Genomic DNA, 25,898 nt, shown 5'->3' with positions numbered 1-25,898 from the left:
GCTATTGACCGCCGCCTATCGCGACCGTGATGGAATCGCCGGTCGCCATGACATCGCCTGCACAGACGACGACGCCGGAGCCGGGCCGCGAATGCGGGCATTCACTCCGAAGAAGGGCCGTTTCATCGGAAGCCGGCTGCAGCGGCCCATACGCCATGCGAGCCTGCGTGAACCACCCTTGGAGCCTCGCCATGTTGCTGCCTACCTTGCCCCTGCTGGCTGCCAGCCTCGTCGCCACAGCGCCGTCCACCGACGACCTGCGCCAACAGATCCGCCAGGCCGACACCCAGCTGTTCGCCGTCGCCTTCGAGGCCTGCGACGCCGACAAGGCCGCCGCGATGACCACCGAAGACATGGAGTTCTTCCATGACAAGGATGGCAAGTCAGCCAGCAACCGCGAGGACTTCCGCCGCAGCGTGGCCAACATGTGCAGCAATGCGCGCAAGGGCGGCTGGAGCCTGCGCCGTGAGCTGGTGGAACCTTCGCTGCAGGTGTTCCCCTTGCACGACGAGCGGGCGCTGGAGATCGGCGACCACCGCTTCCATGAACGCGGCAAGGACGGCGTGGAGCGCTGGGTGGGCCAGGCCCGCTTCATCCAGGTCTGGCGCCGCGTGGACGGGCGCTGGTTGGCCGAGCGGGTGATCAGCTACGACCATCGGCCGGCGGACTGACCCCTCGGGCGCGCTTCACGGGCCGGATCTATACTGACCGGGCCCACCACGACTCACCGCTACCGTTCGATCGCCATGGCAGAGATCACCCCCGACCACCCCGACTACGGCCTCAACCAGCAGATCCGCCAGGGCGTGGCCACACTGGACGCCCAGCATGGTCGCCCGTTCGACCAGACCAGCGAGCGCCTAACCGCCAGCCTGACCGTATTGGCCCGCGAGCAAGGGCTGCAACAGGTCGACCATGTGGTGGTCAGCAATGCCACGGGCAATCATCCGGCTGGGCACAACATCTTCGTGGTGCAGGGCGACCCGGCCAACCCCGCGCACCTGCGCGCGATGATGCCGACGGCTTTGGCGGCGCAGACGCCGGTGGAGCAGTCGATGCAGAAGCTGGGCATTGCCCCGCAGCAGCCCGCCATGGGGCAGCTGCCCGAACAGCAGGCCCGAGAGCAGGAACAGCAGCAGAACCCGGCACACCGCCTGGGCTGAACCGGCTCCAGCGTTTCTGGCGGCCCCGCGCGAGAATGCCGGCTCGCCGTGGCGCTTGCCGCCCTAGGCCATGCGCGGCCCGGACTGCTCCTGCACTTGGCGCTGCTGCAGCTCATCCTGCGTGCGCGACTGCGCAGACTGCGACAGCTGCTCGGCACGCTCGAACGAGGTTTCTGCCCGTGTCTGCGCGGCCACCGCAGTTGGCATGCTGGCGCGCAGCTGTGCCGGGTCGTCGCGCTCGCCCTGCACGATGAAGATGTTCTGCGCCACATCGGCCTGTGCCGTGCGATCGCTCAACAGCACGTGGTCGACCTGAGTCAGGCCGTTTGCCTTGGCCAGGGCGTACAGGCTGGCGCTGATGTTCTCGCTGGTGGCATCGAAGGCTCGGCCCCGCTCTGCGTCGAGCAGGGCCACGCCCTGGTGGATCTGCGAGAGCAGCAAATCGTTGCCGTGCCTGGCGAGATGATCACCGCTTTGTTCGCCCATGCCCTCAGCGTCGCTCAGGATGCGTTGCTGGAAGCTGCGCGCGGGCAAGGGATTGGTTTTCTTCTGATTGAGCTCGCTGTCCGGAAACGGCGGGTCAATGCTGTCCACGCCATGGATGTTGCGCAGCGGTCGGAATCCATCCTTGCCTGCGCCCTTGCTCTCCAAGGGAATGCGGACATCGGGAAGCAATTGGCCAATGCCACCTCCCAGCGCGTTCACGTCGATGCTCTTTTTCCGCTCGATGCCCGCGTGGTTCAACGCTTCCCAGGTGAAGTCAACGCAGTTGTGGCGCACGTCCTTGTATTGCAGATCGAAGCCGTACTTACTTGGGTACGTGCCGAACGCTTCAAGCTTCTTGTACTGCTCCTCGCTGATTTCGAGAGTGCGGCTGTAATGGGGGTCCTTGTAGATCGTCGCATCATCATTCATGACCTTGCCTTGGCCGTTCACGCTTCCGTGTTCTATGGGTGCAAACCCATAGCTCTGAGGCTGCTGACCGGGCGCACGAAGCACGTAGAACATGTGGCCTGGCCCGGAAGTCTGCGGCACCCCATCAATAACTTCCTGGCTACCGGTTTTCTTGTCTATCAGCGGCGTGCCGGGGGCGGCGATGATGATCTCGACGACGTAACGTGGCTTGTCCATAGGAAGAATCCTTCAGTTCCCTTCAGCAGTAGGTCGGTAACTATTTTCCAGAGAGAGGGCCAGCATGAACCCGCAGCTGTGCCGGGTAATGCTGGAGCACGGCGGTGGGCTGCACCGTGCGTACATCCAGGCGGTAGCGGGCACCCGTTTCCATCGGCAGCGTAACGATGCTCAACCTGTACCGGCTGGCGTCCATCGATACCTGCTGCGCGTAGCGCCAGTCTGCCGATGCATGCCATTCGGGGAGCGGCTCACCCAGATTGCGCGCCCTTACCTGATAGACATCAGAGGTAGCAACGTCCTGCCAGGCACCTGCGACCCAGCGCTGCAGGGACAACTGGAAGGGAACATGAACACTGTCCATGTCAGGCTCACTGTCAGGCGCGGGTCCGTGTCGCTGCACCTCAAGATCCAGCACATAGGGTCGACCCGGATAGAAGTTGCGGGCATTCGTTTCGAACTCGAAGCGCACCGCCTTGCCGGACTCGGCAACGTCGATCGGCTTGACCAGATCCAGCGGCTCCGGCGCATCCGGTATGCGGCTGCTGCAGGCGCCGAGTGCGCCCGCCAGCGTGAAGATCAGGCCGGCAAGCCACCAGCGATGGATACCCAACATGATTCAGACCCTTTGGCTCCCTGCCATGAAGTTTCTACCCTGGCGAGCGAACAAAGGCGCCACAACCAAGCGATTGATTACTTTCCAGCGGGACGGGCGGCATGGACCCGCAAACGGGCCGAGTAATCCTGCAGTGCCTCTGTCCTCTGCACCGTACGCACGTCCACGCGGTAGCGGGAGTCAATTTCCAGTGGCAGAGCAACCAGGCTCAGCGTGTACTGGCCGTCACTGCCCATGTGCGGCGACGTATACCGCCATTCGCTGGATGCATGCCATTCTGGAAGTGCTGCCCCCGCGTTGCGAGCCATTGCCTGGTAGCTGTCGTAGGTCGCAACGTCCTGCCAAGCACCTGCGGTCAAGCGCTGCAGGGACACCTCAAAGGGGATCTGCATCGTGGCGATACTCGGCTCGCGGGTGTCCTCCGGCCCCTGATGCTCAACTTCCAGCTCCAGCGCATACGTGCGACCCGGATAGAAGTTGCGGGCATTCGTCTCGAATTCGAACCGCACCTCCTGGCCGGGTTCGGCAACGTCGATCGATTTGACCAGATCCAGCGGCTCCGGCGCGTCCGGTACGCGGCTGCTGCAGCCGCCGAGTGCGCCCGCCAGCATGAAGAACAGGCCGGCACGCAGCCAGCGATGGGTACCCAGCATGATTCAGACCCTTTGGCTCCCTGCCATGGGCTTCAACCCTAGCGGGCGGCCTCCGGCACTGCAACCGGGCAAAGAAAAAGGCAGGGTCTGCACCCTGCCTTCTTCACGCGGCACGTCGGCGGGCGTGGCCCGGCGTCATCGCATTACAGCTGAATCCGCGCCACGCTCTCGTCGGCGCCCTTGTCATCCTTCTCGCCGTTCTTGATGCTCACGAACAACACGTTGTTCTTCGCATCCAGCGCCAGGCTGTTCGGGTGGGTCGGCACCGTGTAGGTCGCCACCTTCTGGTAGCTGTCACTGTTGTAGGCGGTCACCGTGCCGGCCTCGCGGTTGGTCACGTACAGGCGCTTGCGCGGCGCATCCAGCAGGATGCCCAGCGGGCCGGCGTCGGTCGGGATGCTGGCCAGTTCCTTGCCAGTGCTGCGGTCGAGCACCAGCACGCGCTGGCCCGGATGCTTGCTGACCAGGCCACTGCTCTTGGCCTGGTAGCCACGCAGGAATTCCGAGCCCTGGTCGGTCACGAACAGGCGCTTGCCGGCCGGGTCCAGCGCGATGTTCATCGGCTGCTCGGCGGCGATCTTGTGCTGTGCCACCACCTTGTTCGAATCGGTGCCCACCACCACCAGATCGGCCAGCAGGTTGCTGGTGTAGACGCGCTTGTTGGCCGCATCCAGCGCCAGGCCCGGTGCCTTGGCATTGCCCAGGCCGTCGATCGTGTTGATCACCTTCAGCGTGGTGGTATCGATCACGAACAGCACGCTGCTCACGTCCGGCTGGCTGCTGTGGCCGGTCACGTACAGGCGGTTGGCCGCGCTGTCGACCACCAGTTCGCGCAGGTCGTGGGTGTAAGCAGCCTTGCCGTCCTTGCCGGTCTTCTTCTCCATCAACTGGATGGTGCCGACGGCCTTGTTCTGCGCGGTGTCGACCACGGTCACCGACAGGTCCACGGTGTTGCCCACGTACAGGCGGTTGTGGGCGTCATCCAGCACCACGCCGAACGCCTTGCGCTCCAGCGGGATGCGGGTTTCCACGGCCAGCGTGGCCGGGTTCAGGCGCAGCACCTGTGCCGGGCCGGCGTCATCGCCGAAGCCGCCGGACGAGGCCACGAACACGGCATTCTGCTTCGGGCTGTAGGCCAGCTCGTACAGGCCCTTTGCCAAAGCCTGGCGCTGCACGGCGGCGGTGGCACTGGCGGCGGGTGCGTTGTCGGCGAACGCGGAGGGCACGCCGAGGCTGAGCGAAACGGCAACGGCCAGGGCGGCCGAGCGGAAGAGAGGATTACGGAACATGCGAGCGTCCTTGAATGGGCACGGGAGGGTGTCCTGGCTCGCTGGGCCGTTCTACGACGGCCCGACCTGCATCTGTCTGCGCGGGGTGGGCTGGCTGGGTAGCGGGGGAATGGTAGCAGGTGGGGGGCGTGGCGTGCGCCGGCGCGCGTATGGCAGTCGCGCGGATTACTGTTCCTTCAAGCGCAGCGAATCGGCCACATCGGTCTTGGCCGCCACCTCGGTGGCGATGCTGGCGCGGCGGTGCCCCGGGTCGTTGCGATCGCCCTGCACGATGAAGATGCTTTCGGCGGCATGGCTGCTTTGGGTCGGCTGGCTGAGCAGCACGTGGTCCACGCGCGAGAGATTGTTCTGCTTGGCCAGCACCAGCAGGCTGGCGCTGATGCGCTGGCTGGCGGCATCGAACGGGCGGCCATGCGCGGCGTCCAGCTCGGCCACTTTCTGGATCAGCTGCGCGAACAGGCGATGGTCCGGATGCGAGGGGTCCAGCAGCGTGCCGGCCACTTCAATCGGCGTCGGCGGCGGCTCATCGCTGGCGCGGTCGCCCTGGCGATGGTGTTCGGCCTCGCGCTCGGGCATCGCATGGTGGGTTTCGGCATTCAGATCGCTACCCGGGAACGGCGCGGCGATGCACTGGATTTCCGGCAGGTTGAACAGCACCGCGAACTCGCCCAGGTTGCTGCCGCCGTCCAGCGGCGCCGGCAGCGGATGCAGGCCGGCGTAGTGCAGCGCCGCCCAGACGAAATCGCTGCAGCGGTTGATGGTGGCCGGGCGATCCACATCGAATTCGAACTCGGCCGGCTCCTCGGCGAAATCACGCAGGCAGCCGTAATGCCCCTCGGTGATTTCCAGGGTGCGGCTGTAGTACGGGTCCAGATGCTCATCGGCATCGTCGTGGCGCACCTGCGCGTACTGCACGCCGGTGTGGGTATCGCCCGGCGCTAGGCGCGGCGGTGCGAAGCCGTAGCTGTGGGCCTCGTCGCCTGCCGCCACCTGCAGGTACATGTGGCCGCGCGGCGAGATTCCCCCACTTTTCAATGGGGTGCCGGGCGCGGCCAGATAAAGAGTAGCCGTGTAGCGTGTTGCCTGCTCCATGCCTGTTCAGCCTTGATGGGTGCTGCGGTCCTGGCTGGATGATGGCATAGGTGGGATGGGGGGCAGGTGGAGGACAAAGCTAAGGCCACGGCTGGCTTGCTGAATGTGTGAACCAGCCAGCAATCCCAAGGGGAAGAAGCTGACTCCTTCGCTACTTGGGCCTGCGCAGGTAGGCAATCAGCAGTTCGGGGTGATACGGATCAAGCTGCGTCAGAGGCGAATGCAGTTGCACTTCAACCCGGTAACGGCCCGGCGACGGATTGCGCGCCCATGCGAAGGCCAGCTGTGCATAGGTGTCGCCGGGTCGTTCCAGCCCAGCATTCTGCAGCGCCAGTACGTCAGCATCGTCCAGCCACGCGCTTGTTACTCGACCATCGGCGGGGATGGGAATCGTCCTGGCAGGTTCCCCAATGATCGATTCCAGCCGGAGCAACGGCACGTCCTTCCATCCACTCGATTCCAGGCGCTGCATGGAAACCTTCGCCTGGAGCCCGGACGCCCGAACATCGGCCAGTGCCCCAAACGCCGTGGTGTTATCCGTGCGGTCAACGCGAATGCCGATCATGAGCGTTGGAGAGGAATTTTTTCTGGGAGCAGCCACATCGAACTCGACCGTCAATGGTGCATCCATTGAGGTAGTCGGCATGGCCCGCACAAGCGGCACCAGATCCGGACGATGGGCCTCTGCTATCGAGCCTGCGTCGCGAGCCGCATCGGGCCGGCACGCGGTAGCCAGAAGAACGAGTAGTCCCGCGAGCATGCATATCCGGCGCTTTCCATGTGGCGTCATCTTCAGTCCTCCGTGCAGGTCGCCAGTGCAGCGCGTGCCTTGCTCATCACATGCTCGCCGCACGAATCTGGATGTCGTGCTGCACCCGCTGATCTTCCAGCTGCTGGTCCATCTGATTGGCAAGCGCACGCTGATGCGCTTCACGGCTGACAGAGTCGAACTGCTGCAGCGACTCTTCCACTGATGTCTGCGCCGCCATCTCGGTCGGCATCGCAGCGCGCTGATGGGCCGGATTGCTTGGCTCACCCTGCACCACGAACAGCGTGTGCCCAGCTGGGTGTTCGCGCGTAGCGTTGCTCACCAGCACATGGTCCACCCGCTCCAGGTCGTTGTCCTTGGCCAGTACCAGAAGGCTGGCGGTCATGCGTTCGCTGACTTCATCGAAGCTGCGGCCGTGCTTGGCGTCCAGCGCTTCCACGCCCTCGCGGATCTGCTGATACAGCGCATGATCGGGATGACCGGGCTGCGTGGGGTCCTGCGGCGCCCGGTTCGGGCCCGAAGCCTCATCCGGTTCCGGTGCGAACGCGGCCGGTTCATGGCTTGGCGCCGTCGTAGGCTCGGCAGGAACAGTGACAGCCGCAGTGACTGGCTCGTGGTCACCCAACGGAGCCGGTTCGGGCTCTGGCACGTGTTGTGCCGCTTCCTGCTCCAAAGGCCATGGATCGCGCGCAGGCTCAGCAGGCAGCGGCTCCTTGAAGGGCACCGGTTCCACATCTTGAACTGCCATGTCCTGCTTTGGAGTGGGAGCAACCGCAGGCACCGGGGCCATCCGCTCCTGCTCCGATGCCTGCTCCGTGCGCTGCGTGGGCACAGTCTGCCCTGCCGCTGCCAGAGACGCGGCAGCGTGTGGCGTCGCGCGTTCAGGTGCGGCTGAGTGCGCCTGCATAGGCCCGGTGGGCTCCGGCGTCTGTGAGGCGGTACGGTTTTCGGTGGGCGCCTCGCTGTTTGGATAGGGCTGAGGTTCGGGCTCCGCCTCACGCCGCGGCGGATCGCGCTGCTCGGCGTGCCGCTGAGACTCGGGCTTGTCCTGTGGGGCGGGCGTAGGCGGTGACGTGACCGTTACCGCTGGCGGCGCCGCCACAACCGCCGCAGGCGCGATGGGCTGCGCAGTGGCCGGCTCTTCCGGCCGCACTTCCACGCTCCCATCCTGCTCAGATGACTTATCGCCATGTGCAACCTGCGCGGCCGCTCGTGCAGCCTGTCCTGCATCCACCTGCGCTGCACCCAGCCGATTTGCCTCCTGCAGTGCCTGCCGATACGCCTCCTGCTCACCCGCCGACAGCGCGGCAATGCGTAGCTCGGGCGAGTCGGGCAACGGCGCCTGCTCATTGGCACGCGCGCGCACCTCATTCCAAGCGGCCTGCAGCTCCTGCGTGCTGGTGGTCGCGACGGCGCGTGCCACGCCATCCTGGCCTACCTGGTAATGGTTGATGGGCCTGGAGGCGCCCGCGTTGCCCTCGGCTACAGGCCCCAGTTCCTGCAGCGTGGGACCCGTAATGCCGTGCTGCTCGCGCGTGCGCGCCGTGGCCAGGGCAATGGCCTGCTCCCACGCCGGTGACAGCGCGACGCCCGCAGCGTAGTAGCTGTGGCGCAGCTCGTTCTGGTTCACTTCCGCCGCAGACGGCAGCGGTCGCGCGTCCAATGCGGCAATCGTCTGGTTGAACTGATCGAGCGACGGCTGCTGGATGGTGCGGGTCAGCTCCAACTCCAGCGCCATGTTCCCCTGCGCGATATGGCCAGTGTGGTGCCATTGCCCTTGTTCGTCGCGTTGGTAGAGCTGGTTGTCCGAGCCTTGGACAGCGTCAGGCCTTGCGCGGGCCTGCTCTACCGCTTCCGGCACCAGCGGCACGAAGTCGCTGGCGCGGGTAGCGGCGTAAGTCTCCAGGTAGCTGGCGGCAATCGCGGCCTTGCCGTTGGCGATGTTGCTCTCGATGCGCTGCACCGCCTCACGATTCAACTCGTTGGCGCGTTCGGGGCTGGCGGTCTGCGTCTCATACACACCCCGGTCGTTGGCGCCGGACACGCCAATCTTGACCTGCCGCGTCCACTGTTCGGTCTGCGCATCGCGGTGCCAGTTGGGATTGTCCAGACGGCCCTCGCCGTCCCGCGCCGGGATGCTGAAAGGGTCCTGCGGCGGCGGCGTCTTGCCCAGCGCCAGCTCTACCGCTTTTCCATGGGCATATGCGCCCAGCTCGCGGGCCTTCTCGTAACTGGCGCCCACACTGCGCTCAGCCGGATTGCCCAGGCCGTCGCCCGCGCTGTCCATGACCGCCTGGCGCTGCCAGTTCAGGCCATTGAACTGCCACGTGACATCGTCCTTGTCGGTCTGCCGGTAGACGGCGCGGTTGTCGAGCAGATCGGCGCCCTTGTCGAACGCCTTGCTCATCAGCAGCGCATCGCCCGCGACGATGGCCGCAGGGACGAAGCTGGAGGTGCCGATCACCGACGCAGTGGCCATGCCACCGATCCAGCCACCGCCGTTGCGCGCCAGGGCGTGGGTGAGCTCGGACTGAGCGGCGGTGCCGTTGCCTTCTTCCAGCAACTGCGAAGTGCGGCGGGCGGTGATGACGGCGTCGGCACCGGAGGCGAGCAGGCCGCCGGAGCGGATCAGTTGGCTGGTGGAGGCTTCGCCGAGGAGGAGAGTGAGAGAAGCGCTGCCACTCTGAGCAATGGGAGACCGAATGCGATGCGCCGCCTCTTCGCCCAGAACGCGCTCGACAGTTTGAATGCTGGGTTCGGAGAGTGAGATACGCCCAACATGATGCGAGTTCGATATGGCGACGGACAAGCCGTGGCGCTGGAGCTCAACGTTGCCACCACGCGTGATGGCCTTTTGCTCGGAATCGATCTGGTCGAGTGTGCGCACGACGCGCATTTCCGAACCTGCAACCGCCCCCCAACCCTGGTCGACGCTGGACAGCGTCGGTAGCAACTGAACCTGTCGGATATTCAGTCTGTGATAGTCGGGGACCTCATCAAAGAACTTGCGGATGCTTTGCGAAGTGGAGGCGGGAGTCTGGCCAAGCGGCGTATTGGTGTACAGGTCACCATTGATCAAACCAGCCCTTACGGTATCTCGCAGCTGCTCAACCCGCTTGGCCACCCTATCCAAGGCGGCGGGATCACCAGCTATGGCTGCTTCGCCGTCACGCGTTCCCTGGATTTCATCCAGCCATCCCAGCATTCCGTCCTGATATGCCCGGAGTGGACCACCGCTATGCGGAGTGATTCCAAGCGCGTCTGCCAGCTGAGGACTCGCCGGCAGGAAGATTCTGTTCTCCACCGCGTGGATGTTGAACCTTCCGGACTGCTGCAGCGTGGCGAGCAGTTCGCTGTTCTTCAGCGTCTGCTGCTCTATTGCATGATGATCTTGGAAGTGCGTCCGGTGCGCCATACGTGTCACTCCGTCCTTGATTCGGGGCTCAGCAGTTCACGACATCCTCAAACCACAGGCCATTCGAATGCTGAGGCGAAGTGATGCCTGCCGCTTCAACAGCGTCCTTAAAGATACGGTCGCAGAATACGCCTACATGGAATGGAAGCCTGAAAACATGCGCAGTTCCCAGTGCTTGGCGATTGAAGGCCAGCTTCACATCGCCAGTTAGCCGGTAGTACTTCCCGTTCACGTACTCGTCGCTCACTATGATCTTCAACTTGGATGACTGTTCATCCAATGCATCAAGGGTGCGCACCACATCGCAGAGGCGATACGCGGGCCCCTCAGAGCCATCGGCCAGTCGATAGTCCACCGCATGGAACTGGAATGCGTCAGGATCAATCTGTTCCATCACTTGGAAAAGGCGCTCTGACACAAGCCAGTAGCCGCTCATTCCACCTTCCAGATCCTGCGGCGGATCCCCAAGCTCCGGATGTAGAACCAGACGAGGCATTTCGACAAGCGGCGGAAAGCCCCCCGCTTCGGGGCGGAGAATCAGCCGGGGCGGAGTAAGCAAAGACTGTTCGTTCTCGAAGACGACACCATGCCCCATTCCTCCACGGGTAGCGTCGGGGCGAAGCTTGAAGAACTCTCCAGCCGTGGGCTGATTGGCAGGCAATTTGGACAAATCCATGAGTGGCGTCTTTTCCGTTTGTGGCTGAGCGTAGATTAGAGGCACACGCATGCGATCGGAAGTGAAGAGCTCTGGACAACCCGGCTGCCTCCTCAGCACTGAGGCAGGGCTTGTTCAGGAATTGGTTCTACTCCGGCCGCTTCGCTGGGCAATCAGATCACTATGAGATTCGGAACCACGTCGGACTCACCTCGCAGTCTTTGAGACGCACTCCAGCCATCCTCCCCTCCCCCTCTGGAGGATGACCATGACCAAGATCGACCCCACATGGCTGGAAGCCTTCGACAAGGAGCTGCTCCACCTGTTCGCCATCGACCATCGCGATGCCGGCATGGATGAGTACCTGCTGGGCTGCTATGCGGACCTCCCACCGCGCGAGGCGGCTCTGGCGTTCGGCAGCGACTACGACCTGGAGCGCGACGATGCGCTGTGGCCACGGCCAGGCGTGCCTATGTAATCCGCGCAACAGACCCGCACGCCGGCATTCAAGGCAAGCGATGCCAGGAGATGGCCGCTACGCTGGCAGCTCACCGGAATGGAAACCACGTATGCCCCGTTTGAACACTGCCCTGGCACTGAACCTGGTTCTGATGCTGCTGGGCGCTACACCTACCGTGGCCATGGCGGCAGACCCGCAGGTTTCCACTGAAGTGTTCGTGGAGCGCGGTGACAACCCCGCCTTCGAGCTGCAGCAGGCGCCTGCCATTGAGTATTCAACGGCCCTCGTCACGCCGCCCGATACCTTCCTGCAGGCTCCCATGCAGGTGCTGCTGGTTGCTCAGCTGGACGAGCTAGGCCACGTTTCCAACGTGATGGTGGCGCGGTCCAGCGGACTGCGGGAGATGGATCGTGCGGCCCTTACCGCAGTGCGCAAGTGGCGCTTTGATCCGGTCGTGGTTGAGGGCGTCGCGCTGCATGCGCGGGTGCGGGTCCGTCTGACCTTCGTACCCACTGCCGAGGCGCCACCCGGCTGAACCGCTGCTCCAATCTGTCGCGATTGGCCCTAGGCCATTGGCATGGCTGCAGATATTCCTACGCTTGGGGTCAATAGCGCCAAGCCCTTCAAGAGCGTTGCGGCGCAATCGCTTGCTGGCTTAACACCGTGTGCGACAATGCCGAAAGCGTCAGGACTGGCAATCATCAGTCCTGTGGTTTCTTGGCATTTGGTTGCTGCACGGGTATCTCTTGGCGTGCCACCGGAAAAGGGTGGCGCGGGACTCGAAAACCCGTCTATGTACCAGATGTATGCGCTTGCCGGCCGGCGTCACTTCTCTGTGGCGCCGGCTGGCAATCCGTTCGCGTTCTATGGCGGACGGTGCGTGGGGATCTTCGGATCCGCCGGTCTGGTACATACCGGTTTTCGAGCCCGCACCGTCCGCCACCTTTATTGGTGGCGCTGCTGTCTGTCCTGTACGGAGCATTGCCATGAACACATCGGACTTCCGTTCCCTGCACGCGCAGTACGATCCGGACAACGCCGAACCCGAGCGCGAACCGTCCGTCGATCCCAATGCCTTCGTCGCCACGCTGCACTGCATCGGAACCGGTGTGGCTGCGGATGGCCAGCCTTGGCCGGAGCGGCATCAACTGCCTGGGCGCTGTCTTCAGCTGGCGGATGCGGATTGCGCGCTGGCGGGGCTGCGTGTGGTGGCAGAGCTGATGCTGGCTGCGGAACGGACTCGGCAGAACGGCGCGCCCGAGGAATACCTGGGAGATCGCGTTATGGAAGGGTTGAAGATGGCTTGTGTGGCGTTGACTGCGCAGGTGGCTGAGCGGCTGCGGGTGCGGGAGTAGAGCGCGCTTCGCTACGTACATCGAGTGCAATGCGTGGATCGTACGCACGGTCCCAAGCATTCGCCACTGTCTGAGCCTTTAGCCTCCAACATTGGCCTCACTATGCCGAGCCGGACTCTACTTGCCCTGACGGCGGCAACCCTATTGGGGTTGATCATTGGTGGGGCGTACGCGCCAGCCACCACAATGAGTCTTGAGAACTACCCAAGACTCACCGACTCGGAGTTTGCCCTGTTTCGGGCCGATGCCGAGAACTACGCCGAAGCATTGGCTTGCCAAGGCGTCATCATCGGAAAGCATGATTCCAGTAGACGCTTCTTTGATATGAGCGTACGCGGCGATGCCGTTCTGTTCGTGGACAACTCTGGGCCGAGTCTTCTGATAGTCACCATGTCTAAGGTCGCAAGCGATGCAGTGGAGCTACAGCGTTGGAAAAATGGATGGGGCTCATCAGAGAGACGCAGGAGGAACTTGAGCGCACCTGAGAACAGCTGCCCTAGATCTGCGTCCCAATAGCCCCCATCTGCACCCTGCCCCGGCAGCCAAACGCGTCAATCAATGGCGCAAGGAACCTGGTTCTGGCTAGAATCCTGGGCACTTAGCTTCTGGGACAGGGATCTAGGATGGAACTCCCATTCGAGGTGGGCGCGCTCTACAACCGTCAAAAGCAGATCCACGGTGTATTTGGCGGGCAACAGCAAGGCGGCATTTCGACACCCAAGGAGCATCCGCTAGTCATCGCGTTCACTGGCGAGGCCGGCGTGTCTCACGGATACCATGACTTTTGGGACGACGACGAGGTCTTTCATTACTTCGGCGAGGGTCAAGTCGGAGACATGAAGTACGTGGCGGGCAACCGAGCGATCGGCGAGCACGTCAAAGATGGCAAGACGCTCGTAGTGTTTCAGATGATGGGCAAGGGGCGGCCCTACCGGTACCTTGGTAGGTTCGTGTGCCAGTCCTCCTACGTTCAACCTGGCATGCTAGACCGAGAAGGGCAGTCAAGATCTGCCATAGTCTTCCGCTTGAGATCACTGGAAGCTTCACTGGGCCTCGCGGCGAGCGATACGGACCAAGCTGAGATCGATGCTGCTATCGATTATGTCGGCGCAACTAGCGCAAGACGCGAAACCGAAGTGCGGACGAAGCAACGCCTGTTCCGCGAGCGTCTGATTGGCGTTGAGAAGGGTTGCCGGTTGACCGGCATTGAGGACCTAAGATTCCTCCGCGCGAGCCATATCAAGCCTTGGGCAGATAGCACTGATAGCGAGCGCGTTGATGGCGAGAACGGTCTTCTGCTGGCTCCGCATGCGGACTTGCTGTTTGATCGGGGATGGATTAGCTTCTCGTCGAGCGGTCGCCTACTGATTTCGAGAAGCCTGCCCTCTGACGTGCAAGTTCGGCTTGGCCTGAGCTTGGATGACTCTTTTGAGCCCGGCGCTTTTTCCCACAAGCAGCTCAATTTCTTGGAATTTCACCGGGACGTGGTATTTAGTGGAACGCATGAACCGTCCAATCCTCTAACCTAGTTTCCCACAAGCATTCGCTCAGGATTTCTTTCCACGACGAAAATGCCGGTGAGCAAACTTATGTAAGAGATGCAATAACCCGTCGTTCCCATGATCAGGTCATGCGACTAGTGTAGCGGCATAGGCCGCGTGTGGGGTCATCACTTCAGTGTCTGACGAGGGCGTTTAAAGCATGTAATAAGAGGCGATTCAGTCGGCAATCACCCGTGCGGAGTGGATCAGGCTCTCGAAGCAATGCCGGCGCACACATTGCTCCTTCCGTGTTCAAATGACTCGTCCCATCATCCAGTCCTGCTGCAGGCAGTGTGGCGTGATGAACTGCTATAGCGGACCGTAGCTTCGAACCGAGCATGTGTATTCGCGGCTGTTAAACACCAGGCTGGTGTCCGGCGCGGCAGGAAGGATGCAGTAGCCGCGTAGTGCCGTTCTTTGCGTTCCCATCGGATATCAGACGGGTGATCTATTCCACCGATGCCATCGAAAGCATCAACAGGTGCCGGTAATCCAGTACTCGGCGGCAACTGTCCAGGGCATGCCTAGACCCATACTTCCGAAACTATCTTCCTTCGCGTTTTATTCAGTCATAACCGGAGAACTCACTTCCGCCCCCACTCAAGTCGCTAGTTCCCGGAAGAATCACCACGAAATTAGATCTCCGCGTTCAGCCCACTACTAAGCGACAATGCATCACATAATCTCAAGCTCAATTCGACCCACAGCCAAAGATGCCCGGTGTGACCCACGAGCTGCAAGTTTCCCCAACAGCTCAATGGCAGCAATCTTTCTCGCCTTCTGTTTGTACGAACCAACCTTAACCACCAGATCAACCACTTTAGGCCGATCGACCGCTGCAAAATGATCCGAAAGTCTAGCTGCATTCAACCTATCAATCCTGCATACGCTAATCGTATATTGCCCCTTCCTTGTTTTATGCACCACACGATTCAGATCATCGAATTCAAGATGCAAACTCCAATCGTCAAATTGGGGATGCACAATCGCATATGACTGTGGAGTCATTGGAACAACGTCAAGATCACTAACAATCACGCAAGATTCTAACGAAGCCCTCTTCGATTTTGCTCCGTTGCAAGGGCCACAAGCAACGGCAAGGTTTAGTAGAGACACCATGAAATCGGCTCGATCATATCTGGAGATGATGTGATCCAGTTGGTACGCCGACTTATGTTTTGCTAGTTCTATCCCACAGTAGCAGCATCGGCGCATTTGCCCGTAGTAGAAATGATCCTTAAGATTTGACTTCAAGATCTTTAGATCTTCAGCCAAGTGTGCCGGCGGGGCCTCCCAATGGCCACGATCAGTGAGACCTTTTACAAGTGCCGAATACTTGGCAACGCTCACTCCGAGGCTCATACCACTGGGCGGATTAACTCGCCCCCTCTTCACTCTTTCACCAACCGGATCGCCTCACTAATGAGCTCCTGATCCTGACTACTTCCAGAGAAAGTTCTTGACAGCTCGTAAAGGCGAGCGATTACTGCATCCTTGGCAGCTGGGAACTCATCAGCCTGGAGCATCGATCGCATTATTTCATCAGCCAAGAACAGGCTAGATGGAACTGGCGATTCAAACACGTCAACGAGTATCTTTTCGACAGATCCATACTGATTATCAGCCGACTCGCCTGGCCGCTCACTACCGATCTTGGTCACCCTGCACCCGTAATTAGAGAATCCTTGTGCAATCAACGGCGAGTGCGTCGCGATAACAACGTGACAATCCTTAACTATTCTTAGAAGACCAACAAGATGGCCTGAATAATCAATCTGCCATTTAGGATGAAGGCTAAGCTCTGGCTCATCGATCAAAACAACAGAACCGTTGCGCAGCGTACCGGCAAGCCCAAGTAGCGAACATAGAATCTGCTGCTCACCAGAGCTCGTGGACGCGATATTCAATCGCTCCCCATTCCTCCTAAATACCTTTGCGTTCGATACTTTAACCAACTTCAAACGGCGGAGTACAGCAAAAGATTGCAGCCGGGCATATGTCATGGAAGAACTTGCTGCGTCCTTGCCAAACTCAATGACATAATTCCCCCTTCGAAGTGATTCACCCAGGGTTTCCATTGATGTCTCAATCACAGAGCTGAGCTCCTCCCCCCCCTCATCCTGGCACTGCTTTTTCAGCTCGCGAAGCTGATCAAATGAATCAGTAGATTGCAGCATCCACATGGCCTTCTGAGAATCCACTCTCATGGCCTTCAGAAAATGAAGCGCTCGCGGAACAAACGAGAAATCAAGCTCGCATTTCTCCAGAAAACCTGCAGCCTGGAGAAACGAAAAAAAATGTTTAGCGCGCTCGTCACTTTGGCTCACCCCAAGGATTGCGCGCTCAAGCACATCGATTGTAACTCGACTTGATCGAAAAGCTTTATCCGAAGTTACACCAAGAGGAATGTAAAACGAAAGATCGTCAGCCCCATCTCTGAAAGAGCTAACAACCCCTGCTTCATTTTGACCCCTGCTAGAAAATCGAGAAAAGGGGCTATAGGTCTGACAGATCAGCCTAGCAATCGTTCCATCGATGTGACCTGAAAAAATGTCCTCACTCCTCACGCGGGCTGCGATGGACGTGAGAAGCTGGGTCTTACCTGCACCATTGGGCCCCGTAACAACAGTAACTCTATTGTTACCGATATGGTCGCCGTAGAGACGCACCTGATAGCCCCGCACCTCCGCCGTTCTAATGGAAACCACCCTAACCTCCTACTGTTTCTCATCATCGGCCGGAATATTCCTGTGCAGACATTCTATTGACAAAAGGCTGCTGGGAACGGAAGCGATCATCACGTCAATGGGTAGGTTTTGCCATCTGCCAATCGCTTTCACTAGGATCACTAGGCGCCCTGGAGAACCATTTCGTATAAGCATCTGGATCATAGAAAGACGCGGATTCAATCTCCTTAATGCTGATTACCTTAATCCAGTCTTCGACATCAAAATCCTTCTTGCCGTGAAAGCCCTCGACAACATCCTGAGCCTCTTTTCGCTGCGAGTCGAGCATACGTCGTGTACGTCGCAGGAACTTCTTTACCAGCTCTGTATTGGGCTGCAGCGCAATCAATTGCTTATAGAGATTACTCTCACCCTGATCGAAAACTTGAATATTCTCCTCAAGAGTGTGCAACCTCTGCCTTGCGATCCACAGCTCGATCACGGGGTAATCCGTGCGGACATCCCCCATCCGCAAGCTATCTTTGTCCCGGTATGCCGAGAATGAAGGAAGAATTTCGATACACGCATCTGGCGCATCAATGTTGGGCGGAACTTCAAAAATCCGGCCGCAGTATATCTTTCTTGACTTAAGAGTGAGCATGACCAAGCTCTGCTTGTCCGCAGCACGTCGAAACAGCTGCGCCATCGAACTACCGTTGGTCGCGGTCAGGCGATCGTATACGCGCTGCGCCCGAGTTCTAGACGTCCCTTTCAGCAATTGCTGTCTTTTCTTTGCTCCGCGAACGATCTTGACGGAGAAAAGATTAAGAAATGAGGACAGCACTATCGAAGCAATCAGAGTAACAATCAGCCTAAATGCAAATGGAACTGGGATTGACTGATTTAAGAATTGAGCAAATCGAAGCGGCCATGAATCTCCGGAGAAGCAAGGCTTCACTCCCGAGATGACAACAAAGACCAGCGCCCCCAAAAGAATACCCGAACCCGCCGACATGAAAAATAGCTTTTGACCCTCCGCCCGACTTGAGAAGTACCTGACCGGATGGAAAACCAAATTAAAAACATAGTCACTGATTACGAGAACCAGCACTGCAATGGCCGAGCTTCCTGCCCCCATGGACGCTTCCTTTTATTTAATTAATTCCATCCGCCGCTTTAGCTTCTCAATTGCCTTTCTCCCTTCCAGCTCACTAATAACAACTCGGTCGGGATTAACTTTGAGTGCACCATTAAAGCTCTGAACGGTCTGCCGCGACTGCAATTCCCGCATCACATCGCCCGCGAAGTCTCGCAGGTGAAGTTTGATCTTTCGGGTACTAGTGGACATACGCTCTCCTTCAGTGGGTGATGCTACAACGCGGGGGCATTGTATACCCCCGCGTTCTCGCCACCTGAGACGCCTACTGCCGCCTAGGCGTAACTATCAAACCCCAACAGGATTAGCCTTCTCCGGATCAATCTTGTACTGCTTGATCGCCCGGGCCACATCCTTCGCGGTCATCTTCCCTTCCTTCGCCAGCGCCGCAATCGCGGCATGCGCGATGTAGTACCGGTCAACCTCGAAGAACCGGCGCAGGTTCGCACGCGTATCCGAACGGCCGAACCCATCGGTACCCAGCACGGTGTACGACATCGGCACGAACGCGCGGATCTGGTCCGCATACGCACGCACATAGTCGGTGGCGGCAATCGCCGGGCCCTGGCGGCCTTCCAGCAGCTCAGTCACGTAGGCCTTGCGCTGCTCACCTTCCGGATGCAGGCGGTTGGCACGTTCCACGTCGAAACCATCGCGACGCAGTTCGTTGAAGCTCGGGCAGCTCCAGATGTCGGCGGTCACGCCGAAGTCCTTGTCCAGCAGCTCGGCGGCGGCAATGGCTTCGCGCAGGATGGTGCCCGAGCCCAGCAGCTGCACGCGCAGCTCACCCTTCTTCGGCTTGCCGGCGTCGGTCAGCAGGTACATGCCCTTGACGATGCCTTCGGCCGCGCCTTCCGGCATTTCCGGGTGGGTGTAGTTCTCGTTCATCAGGGTGACGTAGTAATACTCGTCCACCTGGTCTTCCATCATGCGCTTGGTGCCGTGCTGCAGTACCACGGTCACTTCGAAGCCGAAGGTCGGGTCGTAGCTGCGCACGTTCGGGATGCCACCGGCCACCAGATGGCTGAAGCCATCTTCGTGCTGCAGGCCTTCACCGTTCAGCGTGGTGCGGCCGGCGGTGCCACCCAGCAGGAAGCCGCGGGTACGCATGTCGGCGGCCTGCCAGGCGATGTCGCCCACGCGCTGGAAGCCGAACATCGAGTAGTAGATGTAGAACGGCAGCATCGGCACGTTGCTGACCGAGTAGCTGGTACCGGCGGCCATCCACGAGCTGATCGCACCCGGCTCGCTGATGCCCTGCTGCAGCACCTGGCCGCTCTGGTCTTCGCGGTAGAACATCAGCTGGTCAGCGTCGACCGGCTTGTACTTCTGGCCGAACGGCGCGTAGATGCCGATCTGGCGGAACAGGCCTTCCATGCCGAAGGTACGCGCTTCGTCGGCCACGATCGGCACGATGTGCGGGCCCAGTTCCTTGTCACGCAGGGTGATGTTCAGGCTCTGCACGAAGGCCATGGTGGTGGAGTAGCTGCGCTCGCCACTGCTCTTCAGCAGGCGGTCGTAGGCTTCCAGCTTCGGCGCCACGAAGGTCTTGTCGGCCTTGCGGCGGCGCTGCGGCAGGTAACCGCCCAGCGCGGCACGGCGTTCCTGCAGGTACTGCACTTCCGGCGAATCCGGGCCCGGGTGGTAGAACGGCACCTGGCCGTCGGCCAGCTGCGCGTCGGTCACCGGAATGTTGAAGCGGTCGCGGAAGTGGCGCACCGCTTCGTCGTCCAGCTTCTTGGTCTGGTGGGTCGGGTTCAGTGCCTCACCGGCGCTGCCCATGCCGTAACCCTTCACGGTCTTGGCCAGGATGACGGTCGGCATGCCCTTGGTGTTCACGGCCTGGTGGTAGGCGGCGTACACCTTGTGCGGGTCGTGGCCGCCACGGTTCAGGCGCCAGATGTCGTCGTCGCTCAGGCCGGCGACCATCGCAGCGGTTTCCGGGTACTTGCCGAAGAAATGCTCGCGGGTATACGCGCCGCCGAAGGCCTTGCAGTTCTGGTATTCGCCGTCGACGGTTTCCATCATCAGCTTCTTCAGGACGCCGTCGCTGTCCTTGGCCAGCAGGGCATCCCAGTAACCGCCCCACAGCAGCTTGATCACGTTCCAGCCGCCGCCACGGAACACGCCTTCCAGTTCCTGGATGATCTTGCCGTTGCCGCGCACCGGGCCGTCCAGGCGCTGCAGGTTGCAGTTCACCACGAAGATCAGGTTGTCCAGGCCTTCACGGCCGGCCAGGGCGATGGCACCCAGGGTTTCCGGTTCGTCGCTCTCGCCGTCGCCGATGAAGCACCACACCTTGCGGTCGGACTTCTCGATCAGGCCACGGTTTTCCAGGTAGCGCATGAACTGCGCCTGGTAGATGGCGGCCAGCGGGCCCAGGCCCATCGACACGGTCGGGGTCTGCCAGTATTCCGGCATCAGCCACGGGTGCGGGTACGAGGACAGGCCACCGCCGTCCACTTCCATGCGGAACTTGTCCAGCTGCTCTTCGCTGATGCGGCCTTCCAGGAAGGAACGCGCGTAGATGCCCGGGGCGCTGTGGCCCTGGATGAACAGCAGGTCGCCCGGGTGGTTTTCGCTCGGGGCGCGCCAGAAGTGGTTGAAGCCCACGTCGTACAGGGTGGCGCCGGAGGCGAACGAGGCGATGTGGCCGCCCAGGTCACCCGGCTTGCGGTTGGCGCGGACCACGGTGGCCATCGCGTTCCAGCGGATGATCGAACGGATGCGCCATTCCAGCTCGGCATTGCCCGGGCTCTTGGCCTCGAGCTGCGGCTCGATGGTGTTGACGTACTCGGTGGTGGGAGAGAACGGCAGGTAGGCGCCCGAACGACGGGTCAGTTCCACCATGCCTTCCAGCAGCTGATGCGCGCGCTCGGAGCCCTCGACATCAATAACGGCCTTCAACGACTCGATCCACTCCTGGGTTTCCACAGGATTCGGGTCGTTGTTCAGCACCTCGTTCAACCAGTTCATTAGCGCTCCCATAACCGCACGCACGCGCGCGACTGTTGTATAGATTTCTAGACCGCAAAGTGTAGCGCACCAAGGGCTTTCGTCACTTGGCTACGCAGGCGTATGGATGCAACCGGCCAGTGTCCGCAAGGGGCTTGCCGGGCCCGCTGAAGGCCCTGCGGCGGGCCTTGTTGGCTGCGCGGGCTGTCGCTTGCGGGCCGCTGCGCCCATGTGCAGGACGCAGTGTTACCGCTGCCGATGACGGTTGTAGGGCAGCGCCATGCCCACCTGTATCGGCTGCGCGTGCCGGCGCTGAACCGGCGACAACGTGTCGCACCTGCCTCTGGATTGGCCCCCACCCTGCCCTCAGGGTAGGCCTCGAGTGTTGGCCTCGCCCGCTTCGGTCCGCCGTCTGGCCCTGCCTCGCTCCCTTCCACAGTGTTGCCCGGGGCGCCTCGCAAGGGGCGCCCCTTTTGCTGTGCGCGGGGCTGGCCGTGGCCCAAAACTGACTTGCTTGTGGCCGGATCGATGATTGTCGGCTTCGATATATCGATATATCGTTTGCACACTCGTTTACCGATATATCGAAATGAGCCGCACCGCTTCTCCCAGAGCCCGTTCCACCCATCCGGAAGTGCCGCGCCGCAACGGCCAGCCGCGGGTGCTCAGCCGCGGCGACCTGCGCCTGCTGGTGCTGGCCCTGATCGGCGAGCAACCCCGCCATGGCTACGAGCTGATGCAGCTGATCAGCAACCAGTTCATGCAGGCCTACACGCCCAGCGCCGGCACCATGTACCCGCTGCTGGCCAGCTTCGAGCAGGCCGGCTGGATCGAGGCCGAGGAAGTGGACGGCAAGCGGATCTTCCGCATCACCGCCACCGGCGAGTTCGAGCTGAAGGTGCAGCGCACCCAGGTGCGCCTGGCGCAGCGGCGTGCCTTCGACCGTGCCCGCGAGATCACCAAGGCCTCGCTGCCGCCGCCGCTGGCCAGTGCCCTGCGCGAGTTCAAGCGGGCGCTGGTGCACCACCACGGCCGCTGGGCCGAGGGCGAAGCGGAAGAAGTAGCGGCGCTGCTGACGCGGGCGTCTGCCCTGCTCAACGGTACGGCCGGTAGCGAGAGCCCACCCATTTCAACGACCCAGCCAGACTGAATCCAGCCAGGTCTCCCCTACGCCGCGCGCCCCCGCGCGACACCTTTACAGGTAACCCCATGACCGAACACAACAACACGCGCCTGCGCCTGGATGTGCGCTTCCGTGAACTGACCGTGCTGCGCACCGAAGAAGTCACCCCGCACATGCGCCGCATCGTGCTGGGCGGCGCCGAGCTGGCCGGTTTCGATTCGCCCGGCGCTGACGACCACATCAAGCTGTTCTTCCCCAATGCCAGCGGCGAGATGGTGCTGCCAGTGGTCACTGCCGAAGGCCGCAGCTATCCGGCCGGCAAGGAGCCTTCCCCGGCCCGCGACTACACGCCGCGCTGGTGGGACCACGAAACCGGCGAGCTGGCCATCGACTTCGTGCTGCACGACCAGGGCATTGCCGGGCCGTGGGCCGAGCAGGCCAAGGCTGGCGACACGCTGGTGATCGGCGGCCCGCGCGGCTCGTTCGTGGTGGCCGACAGCTACGACGCCTATGTGCTGATTGGCGATGAAACCGCACTGCCGGCCATCGCCCGCTGGCTGGACGTGCTGCCGGAGGATGCCGAGGTGCAGGCCTTCATCGAAGTGAGCGATGAAGCCGAACGCCAGGACCTGCCGCAGTACGAGAACGTGCGTATCCACTGGCTGGAGCGCAATGGCTTCCCGGCAGCGAGCAGCACGCTGCTGGAAGACATGCTGACCGACTTCGAAGCGCCGGAAGGCGATGTCTTCTACTGGATCGCCACCGAATCGCGCCGCGCCCGGATGATGCGCAAGTTCATCGAAGGCCACCTGGGCGTGCCGCGCGACTGGATCCGCTCGACCGGCTACTGGAAGGCGCACCCGGACGAAACCGACGGCGATTGATCGGGCAGCCGGTGGGTGCGGACCCTGCTTGGTAGGTGCGGACCGTTGGTCCGCACGCCCTCCGATGGGTAGTGCCGGCCGCTGGCCGGCAACCTCATGAACCTTCGGCAGGAACCTGCAGTTGCCGGCCAGCGGCCGGCACTACCGCGTTGGCCGCCACCTGCCGCGTCCACCCGAACCGCTGCGCGGCCCAGATCTCCAGCGCCACCAGCAGCGCGATGATCAGCAACGGCAACAGCAGCCCGAAGTACACGCCGGGCATCATGCCGTTGATCTGCGCTTTCACCAGCCGCAGCACGCCACGGGTGTGCAGCAGCTCATCGACGTGCATGGTCAGCGCCTCGCGCACCACCTTGGGCTCCAGGCCGAGCGTGCCGGCCTTGTCCACCAGCGTGTCTTCCACCATGCCGCGCAGCAGGCCTTCGCGCACTTTGCCGATCACCCAACCGGTGCCGCGCGCCAACGGGCCGTTGCCAAGACGATCAAGGCCAGGCAACGGATGTTCGCTGAGGTAGGCCGAGGCGATGGTGTCTGCCACATCGCCCACCGTGCCCTGGCTGCGCAATGCCTCGCGCATGCGCGGGTCGTCCAGCGAATCGGTGAAGCCTTCGCTCCAGCCTTCCACCAGCGTCTGCAGGTGCGGCTGGAAATGATCGAGCTGCTTGAACAGCGCGCGGTGCGCGCCAGCAGTAAAGCCCAGCTGCAGGCCGAAGAAGGCGGTGGCCAGCGGCAGCAGCACCACGTAGCTGGCCAGCAGCCAGTGATGCCAGCGCTTGCGCCGCTGCAACCAACCCCGGCGGTGCAGCCAGCGCCAGGCAAAGATGCCCAGCACCAAGCCAAGCAGCGTACCGAGCACGCTGCCGCCCAGCAGGTCGAGCACACTCAGGCCCGTCCAGAATTCGTTCAACCAGTACTGCGTGTCCTGCATGGGTCTTCCTTCCGTGGATGCGGCTGCGCCTGAAATGCCAGCCAGGTAGAGTCGACTGTCAGTCGACTATCGCGCGCAGCGCGGGGGTTTCCAGCATTGCGCCAAGAGCAGTCGACTAACAGTCGACTCTACCAAAGCGGAGGCCTCCCGGCCCGGAGCACGCCAAGCAATGCGACAATCGCGCTCCTTTCCTGCAGCAACGAGGGCCACATGGCCAAACTGACCCTGGCCAGCGTGGATGCGCTGCGTACCCGCTTTGCCGATGACGCCGCCTGCGACGCGGCACTGGCCGCCTTCGCCGACACCGCTGCCCTGCGCGTACCGCTGCGTGAGCTGGTGGAAGCACAACACCGCTACCTGCAGGCCGAATTCGAAGTTGCGCAGGTGGCCGATGTGCTGCGCCGCGACCAGAAATATGCGCCGGTCGGTCGGCCTTCGATCAACATCGTGCAGCTGCGCAAGCAGCAGGCCGCGACCAAGCAGGCCGCGCTGATCGCACGCCAGGTCGTGGCGCAGGCCGCGCAGACCTTCGTGCGCGTGAGCGGGCTGGCGGTGAAGGCCAAGCAGAGCCCGAGCGAGGCGTGCGTGGCATGGTTGGGCGCGCTGCGCTGAACACGCGTACCCGGTAGTGGCCAACCTTGGTTGGCCTGCGAAATGCTCGTGTGCCAACCAAGGTTGGCATCTACCAAAGCACTCTCCGGCCCTGCATGAACCGGTAGTGGCCAACCTTGGTTGGCCCGCGAAGTGCTCGTGCGCCAACCAAGGTTGGCATCTACCAAAGCACTCTCCGGCCCTGCATGAACCGGTAGTGGCCAACCTTGGTTGGCCCGCGAAGTGCTCGTGCGCCAACCAAGGTTGGCATCTACCAAAGCACTCTTCCGCCCTGCATGAACCGGTAGTGGCCAACCTCGGTTGGCCTGCGAAATGCTCGTGTGCCAACCAAGGTTGGCATCTACCAAAGCACTCTCCGGCCCTGCATGAACCGGTAGTGGCCAACCTTGGTTGGCCCGCGAAGTGCTCGTGCGCCAACCAAGGTTGGCACCTACCAAAGCACTCTCCGGCCCTGCATGAACCGGTAGTGGCCAACCTTGGTTGGCCCGCGAAATGCTCGTGTGCCAACCAAGGTTGGCATCTACCAAAGCACTCTCCCGCCCTGCATGAACCGGTAGTGGCCAACCTCGGTTGGCCTGCGGAGTGCTCGTGTGCCAACCAAGGTTGGCATCTACCAAGGCATCCCCCACGCCCCAAAAAGAAGGCCCGCTTTTCAGCGGGCCTTCTGCCTTCTCACGACGAGTGAGTGGGGTGCATCAAGCAGCCGGCTTTTCGCCGGTGGCTTCGGTGGTGATGCGGATCTTCACTTCATCGCTGACGTTCGGGGCATAGGCGCCGACGCCGAAATCGCTGCGCTTCAGGGTGGTGGTGGCATCGAAGCCAGCCGCCGGAACCTTGGCCATCGGGTGCTCGCCACCGCCGTTGACGGTCACGTCCAAGGTGACCGGCTTGGTGATGCCCTTGATGGTCAGGTCACCGGTGACGGTCAGCTTGTTGGTGCCGGCCGCTTCCACCTTGGTGCTCTTGAAGGTGGCATCGGCGAACTTGGCGGCGTCGAAGAAGTCGGCGCTCTTCAGGTGCTCGTCGAACTTGGCGGTGAAGCTGTTCAGGCCGCTCAGCGGCAGCTTCACTTCCACGGTGGACTTGGTCACGTCTTCGGCGTTGTACACCAGGGTGCCTTCGACGTTGCCGAAGTGCGCGCTGGGGTTGGAGAAGCCGAAGTGGCTCCACTGGGCCAGCACGTCGGTGTGGGTCGGGTCCAGCTTGTAGGTGCCCGAGGCGATCTGGATCGCTTCGGCGGCCGGCGCGGCGGCAGCGGCATCGGCAGCCGGGGTGGCGGCCTGTTCGGTGGTGGCCGGGGCGGCGGCGTCAGCAGCCGGGGCAGCGGTATCGGCCGGCTTGGAGCAGGCGGCGATGGCCAGGGTCAGGGCCAGCGGCAGCAGCAGTTTACGGGTGGCGCTCATCTGAGGAACTCTCCGGATCGTAGGGTGGGTAC

24 protein-coding genes and 1 pseudogene are annotated in these 25,898 nt (G+C 61.8%); 10 read left to right on the top strand and 15 right to left on the bottom strand.

From position 1 onward, the window contains the following. Nucleotides 1-191 precede the first annotated feature (191 nt). Nucleotides 192-671, top strand: coding sequence for a nuclear transport factor 2 family protein (locus ACZK3W_RS01935; protein WP_478450367.1), 480 nt, complete (start codon nt 192-194; stop codon nt 669-671). A 75-nt stretch (nt 672-746) separates the two neighbouring features. Then, a complete protein-coding gene (locus ACZK3W_RS01930; RefSeq protein WP_478450366.1) occupies nt 747-1,163 on the top strand; it encodes an XVIPCD domain-containing protein in 417 nt (138 codons plus the stop codon). Nucleotides 1,164-1,226: 63 nt separating this feature from the next. On the opposite strand, the gene ACZK3W_RS01925 is transcribed toward ACZK3W_RS01930, so the two are convergent. The 8 genes from ACZK3W_RS01925 to ACZK3W_RS01890 all read right to left on the bottom strand — a co-directional run bounded on the left by ACZK3W_RS01925 (nt 1,227) and on the right by ACZK3W_RS01890 (nt 10,804). Continuing rightward, on the bottom strand, nt 1,227-2,294 hold the full coding sequence (locus ACZK3W_RS01925; protein ID WP_329893824.1) for an XVIPCD domain-containing protein: 1,068 nt from the start codon (nt 2,292-2,294) through the stop codon (nt 1,227-1,229). Between the two features lie 40 nt (nt 2,295-2,334). Next, nucleotides 2,335-2,910: a hypothetical protein gene (locus tag ACZK3W_RS01920; protein WP_329893825.1), complete on the bottom strand. Its 576-nt coding sequence runs from the start codon at nt 2,908-2,910 to the stop codon at nt 2,335-2,337. Between the two features lie 77 nt (nt 2,911-2,987). Continuing rightward, nucleotides 2,988-3,563, bottom strand: a complete 576-nt coding sequence (locus ACZK3W_RS01915) for a hypothetical protein (RefSeq protein WP_329893826.1) — start codon at nt 3,561-3,563, stop codon at nt 2,988-2,990. 143 nt (nt 3,564-3,706) lie between these two features. Beyond that, on the bottom strand, nt 3,707-4,852 hold the full coding sequence (locus tag ACZK3W_RS01910) for a YncE family protein (protein ID WP_478450365.1): 1,146 nt from the start codon (nt 4,850-4,852) through the stop codon (nt 3,707-3,709). A 165-nt stretch (nt 4,853-5,017) separates the two neighbouring features. Next, nucleotides 5,018-5,944, bottom strand: a complete 927-nt coding sequence (locus ACZK3W_RS01905) for an XVIPCD domain-containing protein (protein WP_478450364.1) — start codon at nt 5,942-5,944, stop codon at nt 5,018-5,020. Between the two features lie 151 nt (nt 5,945-6,095). Beyond that, a complete protein-coding gene (locus ACZK3W_RS01900; protein WP_478450363.1) occupies nt 6,096-6,563 on the bottom strand; it encodes a hypothetical protein in 468 nt (155 codons plus the stop codon). A 217-nt stretch (nt 6,564-6,780) separates the two neighbouring features. Then, entirely contained in the window at nt 6,781-10,128 is a 3,348-nt protein-coding gene (locus ACZK3W_RS01895; protein WP_478450362.1) for an XVIPCD domain-containing protein, read from the bottom strand. Between the two features lie 28 nt (nt 10,129-10,156). Then, on the bottom strand, nt 10,157-10,804 hold the full coding sequence (locus ACZK3W_RS01890) for a DUF1629 domain-containing protein (RefSeq protein WP_478450361.1): 648 nt from the start codon (nt 10,802-10,804) through the stop codon (nt 10,157-10,159). Nucleotides 10,805-11,051: 247 nt separating this feature from the next. Here ACZK3W_RS01890 and ACZK3W_RS01885 point away from each other — a divergent pair, with 247 nt between their 5' ends. The 5 genes and pseudogenes from ACZK3W_RS01885 to ACZK3W_RS01865 form a co-directional block, all read left to right on the top strand. Continuing rightward, entirely contained in the window at nt 11,052-11,261 is a 210-nt protein-coding gene (locus ACZK3W_RS01885) for a hypothetical protein (protein WP_478450360.1), read from the top strand. Between the two features lie 91 nt (nt 11,262-11,352). Then, on the top strand, nt 11,353-11,778 hold the full coding sequence (locus ACZK3W_RS01880; RefSeq protein ID WP_478450359.1) for an energy transducer TonB family protein: 426 nt from the start codon (nt 11,353-11,355) through the stop codon (nt 11,776-11,778). Between the two features lie 451 nt (nt 11,779-12,229). Next, nucleotides 12,230-12,598, top strand: a complete 369-nt coding sequence (locus ACZK3W_RS01875; protein ID WP_478450358.1) for a hypothetical protein — start codon at nt 12,230-12,232, stop codon at nt 12,596-12,598. A gap of 623 nt (nt 12,599-13,221) precedes the next feature. Then, the gene (locus ACZK3W_RS01870) at nt 13,222-14,127 is read left to right on the top strand and encodes an HNH endonuclease (protein ID WP_478450357.1); all 906 of its coding nucleotides are present in this window, start codon (nt 13,222-13,224) and stop codon (nt 14,125-14,127) included. Between the two features lie 413 nt (nt 14,128-14,540). Further along, nucleotides 14,541-14,618, top strand: a pseudogene (locus ACZK3W_RS01865) (transposase); the annotation flags it as partial. Between the two features lie 196 nt (nt 14,619-14,814). Here the strand turns inward: ACZK3W_RS01865 and ACZK3W_RS01860 are convergent. From ACZK3W_RS01860 to aceE, 5 genes are all read right to left on the bottom strand, one after another. Continuing rightward, nucleotides 14,815-15,489 carry an HNH endonuclease gene (locus tag ACZK3W_RS01860; RefSeq protein WP_478450356.1) on the bottom strand — a complete coding sequence of 225 codons (675 nt, stop codon included), beginning with the start codon at nt 15,487-15,489 and terminating at the stop codon, nt 14,815-14,817. A gap of 41 nt (nt 15,490-15,530) precedes the next feature. Further along, nucleotides 15,531-16,847, bottom strand: a complete 1,317-nt coding sequence (locus tag ACZK3W_RS01855; protein ID WP_478450355.1) for an ATP-binding protein — start codon at nt 16,845-16,847, stop codon at nt 15,531-15,533. 94 nt (nt 16,848-16,941) lie between these two features. After that, on the bottom strand, nt 16,942-17,943 hold the full coding sequence (locus ACZK3W_RS01850) for a hypothetical protein (protein ID WP_478450354.1): 1,002 nt from the start codon (nt 17,941-17,943) through the stop codon (nt 16,942-16,944). Nucleotides 17,944-17,955: 12 nt separating this feature from the next. After that, a complete protein-coding gene (locus tag ACZK3W_RS01845) occupies nt 17,956-18,153 on the bottom strand; it encodes a hypothetical protein (RefSeq protein ID WP_478450353.1) in 198 nt (65 codons plus the stop codon). 96 nt (nt 18,154-18,249) lie between these two features. Beyond that, a complete protein-coding gene (gene aceE, locus ACZK3W_RS01840; protein WP_046984452.1) occupies nt 18,250-20,937 on the bottom strand; it encodes a pyruvate dehydrogenase (acetyl-transferring), homodimeric type in 2,688 nt (895 codons plus the stop codon). A 568-nt stretch (nt 20,938-21,505) separates the two neighbouring features. Here aceE and ACZK3W_RS01835 point away from each other — a divergent pair. Together ACZK3W_RS01835 and ACZK3W_RS01830 are read left to right on the top strand one after the other, a co-directional pair. Further along, nucleotides 21,506-22,066 carry a PadR family transcriptional regulator gene (locus tag ACZK3W_RS01835; protein ID WP_478450352.1) on the top strand — a complete coding sequence of 187 codons (561 nt, stop codon included), beginning with the start codon at nt 21,506-21,508 and terminating at the stop codon, nt 22,064-22,066. A 59-nt stretch (nt 22,067-22,125) separates the two neighbouring features. After that, nucleotides 22,126-22,923 carry a siderophore-interacting protein gene (locus tag ACZK3W_RS01830; protein ID WP_132808963.1) on the top strand — a complete coding sequence of 266 codons (798 nt, stop codon included), beginning with the start codon at nt 22,126-22,128 and terminating at the stop codon, nt 22,921-22,923. Between the two features lie 94 nt (nt 22,924-23,017). Here ACZK3W_RS01830 and ACZK3W_RS01825 read toward each other — a convergent pair whose 3' ends face one another. Beyond that, entirely contained in the window at nt 23,018-23,851 is an 834-nt protein-coding gene (locus ACZK3W_RS01825; protein ID WP_478450351.1) for a hypothetical protein, read from the bottom strand. 210 nt (nt 23,852-24,061) lie between these two features. Here ACZK3W_RS01825 and ACZK3W_RS01820 point away from each other — a divergent pair, with 210 nt between their 5' ends. Next, nucleotides 24,062-24,463 (top strand): hypothetical protein, encoded by a 402-nt coding sequence (locus ACZK3W_RS01820; protein WP_049462943.1) that lies wholly within the window; start codon nt 24,062-24,064, stop codon nt 24,461-24,463. 695 nt (nt 24,464-25,158) lie between these two features. On the opposite strand, the gene ACZK3W_RS01815 is transcribed toward ACZK3W_RS01820, so the two are convergent. Continuing rightward, entirely contained in the window at nt 25,159-25,866 is a 708-nt protein-coding gene (locus ACZK3W_RS01815) for a YceI family protein (protein ID WP_012509871.1), read from the bottom strand. Nucleotides 25,867-25,898: the final 32 nt, after the last annotated feature.

It is taken from the genome of Stenotrophomonas sp. 80084_Sma, from assembly GCF_056481995.1.
This window is presented reverse-complemented; position numbering and strand designations above follow the sequence as displayed.